We start from the raw sequence: 15,329 nt of genomic DNA on the forward strand, positions 1-15,329 counted from the left end.
TCCGAGACGGTGGTGATCGGTCGAGAGGCTGCGCGTGCTGGATGCCTCGCTTGAAGCGGGGCATGACAGCACAGGGCGGAGCTGCGGCCTTGGGGTCTGGCGGATGATGCGAAGAACTAATTACTTCGCGCCGACCGCTTTCTTGCGCCAGGCGAGATGCGCGGCACAGGTGCACCCTTGCGGATGCGAGGCGAGGCCGTTCGCGGCGCTTGCTGCGGCTTCGTCGTTGGCGGCAACGGGCGCGGCGGCTCCGGATGGGGCGGCAGCTGCGGCGGCGCTGTTCGAACCTGCGACCTGCGATGGGATGTAGTTGAGGATCGGCGCCAGCCAGCGCTCGATCTCGGCCACGCTCATGCCCTTGCGCGCGGCGTAATCCTCGACTTGGTCGCGCTCGATCTTGCCGACGCCGAAATAGAAGCTTTCGGGATGCGAAAAATAAAGTCCCGACACCGACGAACCCGGCCACATCGCGAAGCTCTCGGTCAGCTTGACCCCGGCATTCCTCTCCGCGTCCAGCAGCTCGAACAGCGTCGCCTTCTCGGTGTGATCGGGCTGCGCGGGATAGCCCGGCGCGGGGCGGATGCCCTGATACTTCTCCAGGATCAATTCGTCATTCGAGAGAGCTTCGTCCGGCGCATAGGCCCAGAACTCGCGCCTGACGCGCGCGTGCATGCGCTCGGCAAAGGCTTCGGCGAGCCGGTCTGCCAGCGCCTTCACCAGGATCGAGGAGTAGTCGTCATTGGCGTTCTTGAAGCGGTCGGCAACCACGTCCTCGCCGATTCCCGCAGTGACGACGAAGCTGCCGATATAATCAGGCACGCCGGAAGCGGCAGGCGCGATGAAGTCGGACAGCGCAGTGTTGAAGCGTCCTTCGCGCTTCTCGAGCTGCTGGCGCAGCGTGTGCAGCGTCGCGATCGGCTTGGCACGGCTCTCGTCGGCATAAAGCACGATGTCGTCGCCGACGGCGTTCGCCGCCCAGAAGCCGATCGCGGCGCGCGCGGTGAACCACTTCTCCTTGACGATGCGGTCCAGCATTTTTCGCGCATCGTCATAGAGCGCGCCTGCGGCCTCGCCGACCTTGGCGTCATCAAGGATGGCGGGGAAGCGGCCGGCGAGCTCCCAGGTCTGGAAGAACGGCGTCCAGTCGATATAGGGCACGAGCTCGGCGATGTCGTAATCGGCAAAGCTCTTCACGCCCAGGAAGGTCGGCTTCACCGGCCGCGCCTTGACAAAGTCGATCTTCGGCGCGTTGGCGCGGGCATGAGCGAGCGACAGCCGCCTCTTGTCGGCCTGGCCGCGCAGATGCGCGGCCGCGATCTTCTCATACTCGCTGCGGACATCGGCCGCATAGGCGACCTTCCGCTCGGGCGACAAAAGCGAGGAGGCGACGCCGACCGCGCGGCTGGCGTCATTCACATGGACGACCGGACCATTGCGATAATTCGGGTCGATCTTCACAGCCGTGTGCACGCGGCTGGTCGTCGCGCCGCCGATCAGCAGCGGTACGTTCAGGTTCTGCCGCTCCATCTCCGAGGCGAGATAAGCCATCTCGTCCAGCGAGGGCGTGATCAGGCCCGACAGCCCGACGATGTCGGCCTTCTCGGCCTTGGCGGTCTCGATGATTTTCGCCGCCGGCACCATCACGCCGAGATCGATCACCTCGAAATTGTTGCACTGGAGCACGATGCCGACGATGTTCTTGCCGATGTCGTGCACGTCGCCCTTCACGGTCGCGAGCACGATCTTGCCGGCGTTGGAGCGTTCGGCGGCAACGCCCTTGTTGGCAGCCTTCTCGGCCTCCATGAATGGCATCAGATAGGCCACAGCCTGCTTCATGACGCGGGCAGATTTGACGACCTGCGGCAGGAACATCTTGCCGTCGCCGAAGAGGTCGCCGACCACGTTCATGCCGGCCATCAGCGGGCCTTCGATCACGTCGAGCGGACGGGTTGCTGCCGCGCGCGCCTCTTCGGTGTCCTGTTCGATGAACTCGGTGATGCCGTGCACCAGCGCGTGGCTGAGGCGCTTGTCGACCGGCCACTCGCGCCAGGCGAGATCGGCCTCCTTGGTCTGCTTGCCTTGCCCGCGGAATTTCTCGGCCAGCGCCAGCAAGCGCTCGGCGGCGCCGGGGTCGCGGTTGAGCACGACGTCCTCGCAAACCTGGCGCAGCTCGGGATCGATGTCGTCATAGACGATCATCTGCCCGGCATTGACGATGCCCATGTCCATGCCGGCCTTGATGGCATGATACAGGAACACCGAATGCATCGCTTCGCGCACCGGCTCATTGCCGCGGAACGAGAAGGACAGGTTGGAGACGCCGCCCGAGACATGCGCATGCGGCAGGTTCTGCCTGATCCAGCGCGTGGCTTCGATGAAGTCGACACCGTAATTATTGTGCTCCTCGATGCCGGTGGCGATCGCGAAGATGTTGGGATCGAAGATGATATCTTCCGGCGGGAAGCCGATGGTCTCGGTCAGAATCTTGTAAGCTCGGGCGCAGATCTCGGTCTTGCGCTGATAGGTGTCGGCCTGACCTGTCTCGTCGAACGCCATCACGACGACGGCGGCGCCGTGGCGGCGAGCGATCTTGGCCTCATGAATGAACTTCTCCTCGCCCTCTTTCAGCGAGATCGAGTTCACCACCGGCTTGCCTTGGACGCATTTCAGCCCGGCCTCGATCACGTGGAATTTCGAGGAATCGACCATGACGGGCACGCGGGCGATGTCCGGCTCGGCCGCGACGAGATTGAGGAAAGTCCGCATCGCGGCTTCCGAATCCAACAGGCCCTCGTCCATGTTGACGTCGATGACCTGAGCGCCGTTATTGACCTGGTCGCGGGCGACCTGAAGCGCCGCGGTGTAGTCGCCGGCGGTGATCAGCTTGCGGAATTTCGCCGAGCCGGTGACGTTGGTACGCTCGCCGACATTGACGAACGGGATGGCGGGCGTCAGCTCGAACGGCTCGAGGCCGGACAGCCGCAGCCGCGGTGGGATCTCGGGCACCACGCGCGGCTTGTGCGGAGCGACCGCGGCAGCGATGGCTGCAATATGGTCCGGCGTGGTGCCGCAGCAGCCGCCAACGATGTTGACGAGGCCGTCGCGGGCGAACTCGCCGATCAGCCGCGCCATGTAGTCCGGCGTCTCGTCGTACTGGCCGAACTCGTTGGGCAGGCCGGCGTTCGGATAGGCGCAGACCAGCGTGCCGGCGACGCGGCCGATATCGGCGATATGGGCGCGCAGATCCTCGGCGCCGAGCGCGCAGTTGAAGCCGATCGTGACCGGCTTGGCATGCCGCACCGAATTCCAGAACGCCTCCGGCAACTGGCCCGACAGCAGGCGGCCGGACTTGTCGGTGATGGTGCCGGAGATCATAACCGGCACATCGATGCCGCGTTCATCGCAGAGCTCGGCGATGGCATAGAGCGCGGCCTTGGCATTGAGCGTGTCGAAGATGGTCTCGACCAGCAGGAGGTCGGCGCCGCCGTCCAGCAGCCCGCGTGCCTGTTCGCCATAGGCCAGCCGCAAATCGTCGAAGGTCACGGCGCGGTAGCCGGGATTGGCGACATCGGGCGAGATCGAGGCGGTACGGTTGGTCGGGCCCATGGCGCCGGCGACGAAACGCGGCTTGCCGTCCTCGGCCGATACGCGTTGCGCGGCGTTGCGCGCCAGACGCGCGCCCTCGCGGTTCAGCTCATAGATGATGTCGCTGAGGTCGTAATCGGCTTGCGCGATCGACGTGGCAGAGAAGGTGTTGGTGGCGACGATGTCGGCGCCGGCACGCAAGTAGGCGGCGTGGATGTCCTCGATCGCGTCAGGCTGCGTCAGGATCAACAGGTCGTTGTTGCCACGGAGGTCGCGATGGAAGTCCTTGAAGCGTTCGCCGCGGAAGGCGGCCTCGTCGAACTGCAGCGCCTGGATCATCGTGCCCATGGCGCCGTCGAGGATCAGAATGCGCTCGCGGGCGGCGGCAAGAAAGGCGGTGCGCTTTGCGGATTCCTTGGGAGAGGTCGGAACGGACATCAGGCGGCGACTTTCTTGGCGAGCTTCGGGCGGATGCCGAGCAGATGGCTGATCGCGAACACGAGGTCGGCGCGGTTCATGGTGTAGAAATGGAAGGTGTCGACGCCCTGCTTGGCGAGCTTTTGCACCTGGCCGGCCGCGACGGTCGCCGCGACCAGCTTGCGCGTTTCAGGATCGTCATCGAGGCCGTCGAACTTTTCCGCAAGCCAGTCCGGCACAGTGGTGCCGGCCCGGGTGACGAAGCCGCGCGCCTGCTTGAAATTGTGCATCGGCATGATGCCCGGCACGATCGGGATATCGATGCCGCGGGCGCGGACGCGGTCGAGGTAGCGGAGATAGAGGTCGTTGTCGAAGAACACCTGGGTGATCGCGCGCGTCGCGCCGGCATCGACCTTTGCTTTCAGCATGTCGATATCGGCATCGAAGGTCGGGCTCTCCGGGTGCTTCTCTGGATAGGCCGAGACCGAGATCTCGATGTCGGGATGGCGCCGCTTGATGCCGGCGATCAGTTCCGGCGAGGTCTGATAGCCGTCGGCATGGGTGTAATAGGGCGTACCGATGCCGCCGGGTGGATCGCCGCGCAACGCCACGATGTGGCGGACGCCCACTTCGTAATAGCGGTCGACGATTTCATCGATCTCGCCGCGGGATGCGCCGACGCAGGTGAGATGCGCGGCAGGCAGCAGGCTGGTTTCCTTGAGGATGCGGGCGATGGTGGCGTGCGTGCGCTCACGGGTCGAGCCGCCCGCGCCATAGGTCACCGACACGAAGTTCGGCTCGAGCGGCGCCAGCCGCTCGATCGAAGCCCACAGCGTCTTTTCCATCTCCCCGGTCTTCGGCGGGAAGAACTCGAACGAGATCCTTGGCCGTGGCAGCCCGGCATGTCCGTTCGAGATCGGCGTCGAAAGCTCGGTCATGGCAGCGCAGACTCCGGATTCCGCGTAGTAAATGTCAGATCAAGAGCCCCACCGGCTCGCTGGGGAGGTAAGATAAGCGAAATGCATTGCAGCAAATAGCCCACCGGACGTGGGAAATTGCCCACGATATTCTTTTATTTTGGTGTAAATTGAAGATCTATAGCTTAGCTTGTTGGGCAAAAAAATGAGTATTTTTGAGAGAGATTGGCTGAATTTCGCCGAATCTAGCAGATTGCGGCTAACTTTATCGTTGGGCAGAATTACATGGTTTATGTATACAACAAGAAATGTCCCACTATGCGTCCTGCCTATGCGTCCTGCCGAGCTATCCTAGCGCCACAGCCCTGACCCGTGGGACGGCCCTCTTTGTCGGGCGCCCGCTGCCCACTACCTTATCGGCTCACGCGCGCGAGTTTTTGAGCCATGATCCCGCTTTCAGTCCTCGACCTCTCCGTTACCACCACCGCGACCAAGCCGGCCGCGGCGCTCCGCAACAGCATCGATCTGGCGCGGTATGTCGATGAGCTCGGTTACGTCCGCTATTGGCTCGCCGAGCACCACAGCCTGGCGTCGGTCGCGAGCCCGGCGCCGGACGTGATGATCGGGCAGATCGCGGCGGTCACGAAGCGCATCCGGGTGGGCTCCGGCGGGGTGATGCTGCCCAACCACGCGCCGCTGGTCGTGGCCGAGCGCTTCAAGATGCTGGAGGCGCTGTTTCCCGGTCGTATCGATTTGGGCCTCGGCCGCGCGCCCGGCACCGACGGCACGACGGCTTACGCGCTGCGCAGCCGGCTCGACCGCCGCGAGGGCGACGACTTCCTGGAGCGGCTGCACGAATTGACCTTGTGGGAGACGCGCGAATTTCCCGCCGGCCATCCCTATCACAAGGTGATCGCGATGCCGGACGACACCCCGCTGCCGCCGATCTGGCTGCTCGGCTCCAGCGACTATTCGAGCGAGCTCGCCGCACAGGTCGGGATGGGTTTTGCCTTCGCGCATCATTTCGCCAGCCATGACGCGATCACGTCGATGACGAATTATCGCGCCCATTTTCAGCCGTCGCGCTGGCGCAGCGAGCCGCATGCGATCCTGGCCGTGGCCGTCGTGACCGCGGACACCGACGCGGAGGCGGAGCGGCTGGCGTCATCCATGGATCTGAATCGTCTCAGGCGCGACCGCGGCGAATATCTGCCGCTGCCGAGCCCGGAGGAGGCCGCGGCCTATCCGTATACGGAGGCCGAGCGCGCCTCGATCGCGCGTAACCGCTCGCGGCTGTTCGTCGGCTCGCCGGCGACGGTGCGGGCCAAGCTCGATCCGATGATCGCGACGAGCCAGGCGGATGAGCTGATGGTGATCACCGCCGTGTTCGACCACGAGGCGCGCAAGCGCTCCTACCGCCTGCTGGCGGAGGCGTTCGGATTGGAGAAGGCCGCGGCGTGATGGCCGAACTCACAGTCATTCCGGGGCGAGGCCGTAGGCCTCGAACCCGGAATCCCGATCTGTTGCAAAAGAATGCAAGCCAAGCTCGAGATTCCGGGCTCGCGCATCGCATGCGCGCCCCGGAATGACGGGCTGGTGTCTATCAGCGGAGCATCACTCCATCCGCTCGCTGAAGGTCGCCCGGAACGGATGCGCAGGGTAGACGCCGATGATGCGGAATTCGCGCGAGAAGAATTTCAATTCCTCCAGCGCAAAGGCGAGGCCCTTGTCCTCGGGGTGGCCGTCGACGTCGGCGTAGAATTGCGTGGCGAAGAAATTGCCGTCGACCATGTAGCTTTCGAGCTTGGTCATGTTGACGCCGTTGGTGGCGAAGCCGCCGAGCGCCTTGTACAGCGCTGCCGGAAGGTTGCGGACGCGGAAAACAAAAGTGGTGACCAGCGGACCGGAGTTCTGCTCGGCCCATTGCGGCTCGCGCGCCAGCACCACGAAACGGGTGGTGTTGTGGGCCTCGTCCTCGACGTCCTCGGCGAGGATGTCGAGGCCATAGATCTCGGCGGCGAGCCGTGAGGCGATCGCGGCGGCGCTCTTGTCGCCGCGCTGGGCGATGATGCGGGCGCTTCCGGCAGTGTCGCCGGCCACGATCGAACGGATGCCGAGCTGGCGAATGATGCGGCGGCACTGGCCGAGGGCATGGACGTGGCTTTCGACCGTCTTGATGTCGGCGAGCTTGGCGCCCTTGATGCCCATCAGCTGATGGCGGATCGGCAGAAACCATTCGCCGATGATGTAGAGGCCAGAGGCGGGCAGCAAATGATGGATGTCGGCGACCCGGCCCGCGACCGAATTCTCGATCGGGATCATGCCGAGATCGGCCTCGCCGGAGGAGATCGCGGACAGCGCGTCCTCGAAGGTGGCGCAGGGGACCGCTTCGGCGCTCGGATAGGCTTCGGAAATGGCGATGTGGGAATTGGCTCCCGGCTCGCCCTGGAACGCGATTTTCAGGATCTTGCTCATGAGGGCCTTCTAACAGATCAGATCTTGGACAGCAGCCGTCGCGCGGTTTCGAGATCGGCCGGGGTATCGACGCCCCGCGGCACCGAATCGACGAGGGTAATGTCGATCCGCATGCCGGCTTCGAGCGCCCGGAGCTGCTCCAGCTTTTCCTGCAGTTCGAGCGCGGAAGGCGGCAGGCTGACGAAGCGCTCCAGCGCCGCGCGGCGATAGGAGTAGAGGCCGATATGATGGTAGCGGGGTCCCTCGCCATGGGGCGCGGTGGCCCGGGTGAAATAGAGCGCGCGCAGCCGGCGGCCGCCCAGCGGCGAGCCGACCGCTTTCACGACGTTGGGGTTGAGGCTCTCTTCCTCGGTATGGATCTGCGCCGCCAGCGTTGCGATGTCGACGGCAGGGTCGGCCAACGGTGGCAGCACATCGCGGATGTTCTGCGGGTCGATGGTGGGGAAATCGCCTTGCAGGTTCACCACGATCTCGGCCCGGCGCTCGGGGTCGAGCTTGCACAGCGCCTCGTAGACCCGGTCCGAGCCCGAGGGATGATCGGGCCTGGTCATCACCACCTCGCCGCCTTCAGCCGTCACGGCTGCCGCGATCTCAGGCGTGTCGGTCGCCACCGCCACGCGGCCGATGGCAGCCTCTTGGGCACGCCGGAGCACGTGCACGATCATCGGCAGCCCGCCGATATCCATCAGCGGCTTGCCCGGCAGACGGGTCGAGGCCATGCGAGCGGGGATCAGCACCAAGGTGCGGGAATCGGTCATTCTGAAACGGCAGGTCGGAAAGGGTCGCAACATGCGGTCCGGCTTGGTGGAGGGCCGAACGACGGGCCGCTTATACGGGTTGCCAGAGCACGGGCAAACCGATATCTCACTTCTGCCGAAGGGGGCGGCGCGAAGGCTCGATTCCTTGTCGGCGACCATTGGCCGCGACTGCGGCCCAACGATGAAATTTGCCCGCGGAGCCTGACGCCACAATGGACTCCTTCGAACTCAATAAGATTCTCGGGGCCGTGCTGGCCACCTGTCTCGTTCTGCTCGTGACGAGCTTCACCGCCAATGCGCTGTTTGCGCCCAAACTGCCGGAAAAGCCGGGCTTCGAGATTGCCGTCAAGGAGACCGCAGGCGGGGCTAAGGAAGCCGCGGCTCCCGCTGCGGCCGAGCCGATCGAGAAGCTGCTGCAGACCGCTTCGGTCCAGAAGGGTGAAGCGGCGGCCAAGAAGTGCGCGGCCTGTCACACTTTCGAGAAGAACGGCCCCAATCGCGTCGGTCCGAACCTTTACGGTATCGTCGGCGATCACAAGGGTGAAGGCCGCAACGGCTTCAACTTCTCGGCGGCCATGAAGGCCAAGGGCGGCACCTGGACCATCGACGACCTCAACCAGTTCATCGCCAACCCCAAGGGCTTCGTCCCGGGCACCGCGATGGGGTTTGCCGGCGTCCAGAAGGACAGCGAGCGGGCCGACGTGCTCGCCTATCTCAACTCGCTGTCGGACAACCCGGCGCCGCTGCCCACCGCGGCCAAGTAATCCCTCGCGTGGACCTTCCCGCATCCAGTGACGTTGACGGCCAGGCCTTGCCTGGCCGTTTTCGTATCGGAGAGGCTTCGGGGCGGTTTGGGACCTTTCGCCGCAGCGGCCCCGTTCACAACCTGATATCATGAGGAAAAAGCAACGTTATTTGCCGAATCCTTGCCGTATATTGCGCTCTGAATGGAACCCGGACCGGATCATCGGACTGTGTTTTCCGGACTGACGAAGCTCACTACACTGGAGCGCAATGCCGGTTGACCGCGATCCCCTCGCGTGTCGGCCAAGGCTCTCTGCATAAGGCTCTCTGCAAAGGACCCCTCATTTGGCGATTACCCGACGACAGCTTCTCAAGAGCAGCGCCTTGGCCGCGATGACCCCGGCGCTCGGGGCCACCGCGAGCCTTCCGGCCTTCACCACCGCGGCTCAGGCCCAATCGGCCAGCGAGCCTGCCTGGCGCCACGCGCTGTCCCTGTTCGGTGACGTCAAATATCCGCCCGACTTCAAGCGGTTCGACTATGTCAATCCGGACGCGCCGAAAGGCGGCGTGGTGCGGCTGGCGCCGGTCGGAACGTTCGACAATTTCAATCCGGTCATCGCCGGCGTGAAGGGCTCGATCGCTGTCGGCACAGGCTACATCTACGAGAGTTTGACGGCACGATCTCTCGACGAGCCGGCCACCGAGTACGGATTGCTGGCCGAAGCGGCGCAGCATCCCGACGACTTCTCCTGGGTCATCTACCGGCTGCGCGCCGACGCCAAATGGAACGACGGAAAGCCCGTCACGCCGGCCGACGTGATCTTCTCGCTGCAGTCCTTCAAGACCTTCCACCCGCGCTACAGCGCCTACTACAAGCATGTCGTCGGCGCCGAGGCCATCGGCGAGCGCGACGTGAAGTTTACCTTCGATGCTCCGGGCAATCGCGAACTGCCCCAGATCGTCGGTGAGCTGACGGTCCTGCCGAAACATTGGTGGGAAGGCACTGACAGCAACGGTCGGAAGCGCGACATCTCCGCGACTACGCTGGAGCCGCCGCTCGGATCCGGTCCGTATCGCGTCAAGGAATTCGATGCCGGACGTTCCATCGTGCTCCAGCGGGTCGAGAATTATTGGGGACGCGATTTGAACGTCAATGTCGGGCGGTTCAACTTCGAGACCTATCGCTACGACTACGTGCGGGACAGTGGGGTGGCACTGGTGGCATTCAAGGGCGACCAATGCGATTGGCGAACTGAGAGCTCTGCGAAGGATTGGGCGACGGCCTACGACTTCCCGGCAGCCAAGGACAAGCGCGTAGTGCTGGAGGAGTTTCCAAACCGCAGCTCCGGCGTGATGCAGGCATTCGTGCCGAACATCCGTCGCGATCAGTTCAAGGATCCGCGTGTCCGTCGGGCGCTCAATTTCGCGTTCGATTTCGAGGAGATGAACAAGCAGCTCTTCTACGGCGCTTATAAGCGGATATCGAGCTACTTCGACGGGACGGAGCTTGCATCTTCGGGGCTTCCGCAAGGGCGTGAGCTGGAAATTCTGGAAACGCTCCGCGCCGAGGTGCCGGCAGAGGTGTTTACGACCGAATACAGCAATCCCGTGGGCGGTAGCCCCGAGGCTGTCAGGCGCAACCTGCTGGAGGCCCAGCGCCTCTTGAAGGAGGCGGGCTATGAGATACGGGAGCGCAAGCTCATCAGCGCCAAGACCGGTCAGCCCCTGAGTATCGAGCTGCTCACTCTGACCGAAAGTCCGGCCTATGAGCGGGTCGCGCTGTTCTACAAACCCTCGCTCGAGCGGCTCGGCTGTTCGGTTTCTGTCCGCGCCGTCGACGCGATCCAGTACGAAAATCGCCTGCGCAATCGTGATTTCGACGTGCTGGCCATCCACTCCTGGGGCGAGTCGCTGTCGCCCGGCAACGAGCAGCGCGAATATTGGGGGTCGCAGGCGGCCGACTCCAACGGTTCGGAGAATTACATCGGCATCAAGAATCCGGCCGTCGACAAGCTGATCGACCAGGTGATCTACGCCAAGAGCCGCGATGACCTGATCGCATCGACGCGCGCGCTCGATCGCGTGCTGTTGTGGAACCACTACGTGGTCCCGCAATGGAACTACCCGAAGGTGCGGACCGCGCGATGGGATAGGTTCGGCCATCCCGAGAAGCTTCCCAAGTATGGCTTGTCCGGTTTTCCGGATATCTGGTGGTGGGACGCCGACAAGGCCGCGAAGACGGGTGGTCGCTCTTGAGCCGGCTGCTTCATCGGCTCCCATTGTCGCGCCGGCGTGTGCTCGGCGTTGGTCTGGGCGCACTGAGCGCTGGCGTCCTGCGACCCGTCATTGCAAGCGAGGGTGAGACCGAATCCCACGGCATGTCGGCGTTCGGCGACCTGAAATATCCGGCCGACTTTCATCACTTCGACTACGTCAATCCGGATGCGCCGAAAGGCGGCCTGTTCTCGTTCATCCCGACGACCAGGTCCAACAACCAGTCCTATTTCACCTTCAACTCCTTCAACGCCTACATCATGAAGGGCGAAGGCGCGCAGGGCATGAACATGACCTTCGTGTCGCTGATGGCGTCGGCGTCCGACGAGCCGGACGCGATGTATGGTTATGCGGCCAAGTCGGTGGCGATCTCGCCGGACAAGCTGTCCTATCGCTTCACGCTGCGGCCCGAGGCGCGCTTCCACGACGGCTCGAAGATCACGGCGCAGGACGTCGCGTGGTCGCTGACCACGCTCAAGGAAAAAGGCCACGCGCTGATCGTCACGCAGCTGCGCTTCATGGAGAAGGCCGAGGCGCTGGACGCCGCGACCGTGGTCGTGACCTTCGCCAAGGATCGCGCCCGCGACGTGCCGCTCTATGTCGCGAGCCTGCCGATCTTCTCCAAGACCTATTATGCCGCGCATCCGTTCGAGGAATCCACGATCGAGGTGCCGCTCGGCAGCGGGCCGTACAAAGTCGGCAAATACGAGATCAACCGCTTCGTCGAATATGAGCGGGTCAAGGACTGGTGGGCAGCCGATCTGCCGGTCTGCCGCGGCAGCTACAATTTCGACGTGGTCCGCTACGAATTCTATCGCGATCGCGACGTCGCTTATGAAGGCTTTTCCGGCAAGAACTATCTCTATCGCGAGGAGTTCACCGCCCGGATCTGGGCGACGCGCTATGATTTCGCCGCCGTGAAGGACGGCCGCGTCAAGCGCGAGACCTTGCCGGACGAGATGCCGTCCGGAGGGCAGGGCTGGTTCATGAACACCCGCCGCGACAAGTTCAAGGATCCGCGCGTGCGCGAGGCCTTCAATTACGCCTTCGATTTCGAATGGACCAACAAGACCATCATGTACGGCGCCTATACGCGCCTGGTCTCGCCGTTCCAGAATACGGACATGGTCGCCGAGGGCCCGCCCTCGCCGGAAGAGCTGAAGCTGCTGGAGCCGTTCCGCGGCCAGGTGCCGGACGAGGTGTTCGGATCGCCGTTCGTGCCGCCGGTCTCAGACGGCTCGGGCCAGGACCGCACCCTGCTGCGCAAGGCGCAGCAGCTGCTGAATGAAGCCGGGCTGACGGTCAAGGACGGCAAGCGCTACTTGCCCAACGGCGAGCGCTTCAGCGTCGAATTCCTGGTCGATGAGGTGGGGCTCCAGCCGCACCACGGGCCTTTCATCAAGAACCTTCAGCAGCTCGGCATCGATGCCAGTTTGCGCATCGTCGATGCCGTGCAATTTCGTGCCCGCGTCGAGGACTTCGATTTCGACATCGCCATGGAGCGGCTCTCGATGTCGGCGACCCCTGGCGACAGCCTGCGTCCGTATTTCGGCTCGAAGGAGGCTTCGACCAAGGGCTCCTACAACCTTGCGGGCATCGTCAGTCCTGCGATGGACGCGCTGGTCGAGAAGGCGATCGCGGCCGAAAACCGTGCCGAGCTGACGGCGGCCTGCCGCGCGATCGATCGTGTCTTCCGGGCCGGGCGTTATTGGGTCCCGCAATGGTACCGCTCGACCCATCCGATCGCCTATTGGGACGAGTTCGACCATCCGGCCAGGCTGCCGAAATACGCGCAGGCAGCCGGCGTGCCGGACATGTGGTGGTTTGACGCCGCCAAGGCGGCCAAGCTCGAGCAGACGAAATAATCCATGGCCGCTTACATCGCCCGCCGCATTCTCCTGATGATCCCGACCTTGTTCGGGATCCTGTTCGTCTCCTTCGTCGTCGTGCAGTTTGCGCCCGGCGGCCCGGTCGAGCGCGTCATCGCGCAACTCACCGGCGCCGACACCGGCGGCACCTCGCGCATCTCCGGCGGAGGCGGTGATTTCGGCGCCCGTGGCCAAGGCCAGATCGGCGCCGCCGCCGATGCGGTCAATTCCAAATATCGCGGCGCGCAGGGGCTCGATCCCGCCTTCATCAAGAACCTCGAAAAGCAGTTCGGCTTCGACAAGCCGGCGCCGGAACGCTTCGCGCTGATGGTGTGGAATTTCGCGCGCTTCGATTTCGGCAAGAGCTATTTCCGCGACGTCAGCGTGATCCAGCTGATCAAGGAGAAGCTGCCGGTGTCGATGTCGCTCGGCATCTGGATGACGCTGCTGACCTATCTGATTTCGATTCCGCTCGGCATCCGCAAGGCGGTGCAGGACGGCAGTCGCTTCGATACTTGGACCTCGGCCGTCATCATCGTCGGCTTTGCGATTCCCGGCTTTCTGTTCGCGATCCTCCTGATCATCCTGCTTGCCGGCGGATCGTTCCTGAACATCTTCCCGCTGCGCGGGCTCACCTCGGATTACTGGGCGACCTTGCCCTGGTACTGGAAGATCACTGATTATTTCTGGCACCTCACGCTGCCGCTGGTCTCCATGGCGCTCGGCGCCTTCGCCACCATGACCCTGCTGACCAAGAACTCGTTCCTGGACGAGATCCGCAAGCAATATGTGATGACGGCGCGGGCAAAAGGCTGCAGCGAGCGGCAGGTGCTGTATAATCACGTCTTCCGCAACGCCATGCTGATCGTGATCGCGGGCTTTCCGGGGGCGTTCATCAGCGCCTTCTTCTCCGGTTCGCTGCTGATCGAGACCATCTTTTCGCTCGACGGGCTCGGGCTGCTGTCGTTCGAGAGCGTATTGAACCGGGACTATCCGGTCGTGTTCGGCACGCTCTATATCTTCTCACTGGTCGGCCTCGTCGTGAATCTCCTTTCCGATCTCACTTACATGTGGATCGATCCTCGGATCGATTTCGAGGCGCGGGAGGTCTGATGACGCTGGTCGCTCCGCCACCGGTCGAGACCACGACGCGGGAGCCGCTCGGCGAAGCCGTGCCGCCGACGCGGCAGCGCTTCCGTCCCTCACCTTTGAATCAGCGGCGCTGGCAGAACTTCAAGGCGAACAAGCGCGGCTACTGGTCGTTCTGGATCTTCCTGGTTCTGTTTTTCGTCTCCCTGTTCGCCGAATTGATCGCGAATGACCGTCCGTTCCTGATCAAGTTCGACGGTCATCTGTATTGGCCGGCCTTCGTGTCCTATCCGGAGACGGCGTTCGGCGGTGACTTCGAGACCGAGGCCGATTATCGCGATCCTTACCTGCAGAAGCTGATCGCGGCGAAGGGCGGCACCATCCTCTGGCCGCTGATCCGTTACTCCTACGACACCCACAACCTCGATCTGCCGACCCCGGCGCCATCGCCGCCGACCTGGATGCTGACGGAAGCGCAGTGCAAGCCGGTGGTCGAGAAGAAGGGGCTGAAGAGCTGCCGCGATCTCGAATATAACTGGCTCGGCACCGACGACCAGGGCCGCGACGTCGTGGCGCGCCTGATCTATGGTTTCCGGATCTCGGTGCTGTTCGGCCTGACGCTCACGCTGTTTTCCTCGATCATCGGGGTCGCCGCCGGCGGCGTGCAGGGCTATTTCGGCGGCTGGGTCGATCTGTTGTTCCAGCGCTTCATCGAGATCTGGAACGCGATTCCCTACCTCTATCTGCTGCTGATCCTGTCCGCGGTGCTGGTGCCCGGCTTCTTCACCTTGCTCGGCATCATGCTGTTGTTTTCCTGGGTGTCGCTGGTGGGATTGGTGCGCGCGGAATTTTTGCGCGGCCGCAATTTCGAATACATCCTGGCGGCGCGCGCGCTCGGCGTCTCCAACGCCGTCATCATGGTCCGCCATCTGTTGCCGAACGCGATGGTCGCGACCATGACGTTCCTGCCCTTCATCGTCTCGAGCTCGGTGATGACGCTGACCGCGCTCGATTTCCTCGGCTTTGGTCTGCCGCCCGGTTCTCCCTCGCTGGGCGAATTGCTGTCCCAGGCCAAGGCCAACGTGCAGGCGCCGTGGCTCGGGCTCACCGGCTTCTTCTCGGTGGCGGTCATGCTGTCGCTGCTGATCTTCATCGGTGAAGCCGTGCGCGACGCCTTCGATCCGCGCAAGACCTTCAGGTAA

Annotated in this window: 10 protein-coding genes; 6 read left to right on the forward strand and 4 right to left on the reverse strand. The window is 63.6% G+C overall.

Annotated features, from left to right (window positions below; translation table 11 throughout):
- Positions 1–120: 120 nt before the first annotated feature.
- Positions 121–4,023 (reverse strand): methionine synthase, encoded by a 3,903-nt coding sequence (metH, locus tag QX071_RS30475; protein WP_315702914.1) that lies wholly within the window; start codon positions 4,021–4,023, stop codon positions 121–123.
- Positions 4,023–4,940: a methylenetetrahydrofolate reductase [NAD(P)H] gene (gene metF / locus QX071_RS30480; RefSeq protein WP_315702915.1), complete on the reverse strand. Its 918-nt coding sequence runs from the start codon at positions 4,938–4,940 to the stop codon at positions 4,023–4,025. Before metF ends, metH begins: the two co-directional genes overlap by 1 nt.
- Positions 4,941–5,363: 423 nt before the next feature.
- Here metF and QX071_RS30485 point away from each other — a divergent pair, with 423 nt between their 5' ends.
- Complete coding sequence (locus QX071_RS30485; protein ID WP_315702916.1) at positions 5,364–6,380, forward strand: LLM class flavin-dependent oxidoreductase; 1,017 nt, start codon at positions 5,364–5,366, stop codon at positions 6,378–6,380.
- Between the two features lie 153 nt (positions 6,381–6,533).
- Here the strand turns inward: QX071_RS30485 and QX071_RS30490 are convergent, their stop codons facing one another.
- On the reverse strand, positions 6,534–7,394 hold the full coding sequence (locus QX071_RS30490) for a prephenate dehydratase (protein ID WP_315702917.1): 861 nt from the start codon (positions 7,392–7,394) through the stop codon (positions 6,534–6,536).
- Positions 7,395–7,411: 17 nt separating this feature from the next.
- The gene (locus QX071_RS30495; protein ID WP_315703190.1) at positions 7,412–8,152 is read right to left on the reverse strand and encodes a 3-deoxy-manno-octulosonate cytidylyltransferase; all 741 of its coding nucleotides are present in this window, start codon (positions 8,150–8,152) and stop codon (positions 7,412–7,414) included.
- 212 nt (positions 8,153–8,364) lie between these two features.
- On the opposite strand from QX071_RS30495, the gene QX071_RS30500 reads away from it, so the two are divergent.
- The 5 genes from QX071_RS30500 to QX071_RS30520 all read left to right on the forward strand — a co-directional run bounded on the left by QX071_RS30500 (position 8,365) and on the right by QX071_RS30520 (position 15,329).
- Positions 8,365–8,916: a c-type cytochrome gene (locus QX071_RS30500; protein WP_315702918.1), complete on the forward strand. Its 552-nt coding sequence runs from the start codon at positions 8,365–8,367 to the stop codon at positions 8,914–8,916.
- A 325-nt stretch (positions 8,917–9,241) separates the two neighbouring features.
- A complete protein-coding gene (locus tag QX071_RS30505) occupies positions 9,242–11,152 on the forward strand; it encodes an extracellular solute-binding protein (protein ID WP_315728227.1) in 1,911 nt (636 codons plus the stop codon).
- A gap of 5 nt (positions 11,153–11,157) precedes the next feature.
- The gene (locus QX071_RS30510; protein WP_315728340.1) at positions 11,158–13,035 is read left to right on the forward strand and encodes an extracellular solute-binding protein; all 1,878 of its coding nucleotides are present in this window, start codon (positions 11,158–11,160) and stop codon (positions 13,033–13,035) included.
- Positions 13,036–13,038: 3 nt separating this feature from the next.
- A complete protein-coding gene (locus tag QX071_RS30515) occupies positions 13,039–14,151 on the forward strand; it encodes a microcin C ABC transporter permease YejB (protein ID WP_315702921.1) in 1,113 nt (370 codons plus the stop codon).
- A complete protein-coding gene (locus QX071_RS30520; RefSeq protein WP_315763633.1) occupies positions 14,151–15,329 on the forward strand; it encodes an ABC transporter permease in 1,179 nt (392 codons plus the stop codon). Before QX071_RS30515 ends, QX071_RS30520 begins: the two co-directional genes overlap by 1 nt.

The organism is Bradyrhizobium sp. SZCCHNS1022 (genome assembly GCF_032484835.1).
GTDB lineage: Bacteria > Pseudomonadota > Alphaproteobacteria > Rhizobiales > Xanthobacteraceae > Bradyrhizobium.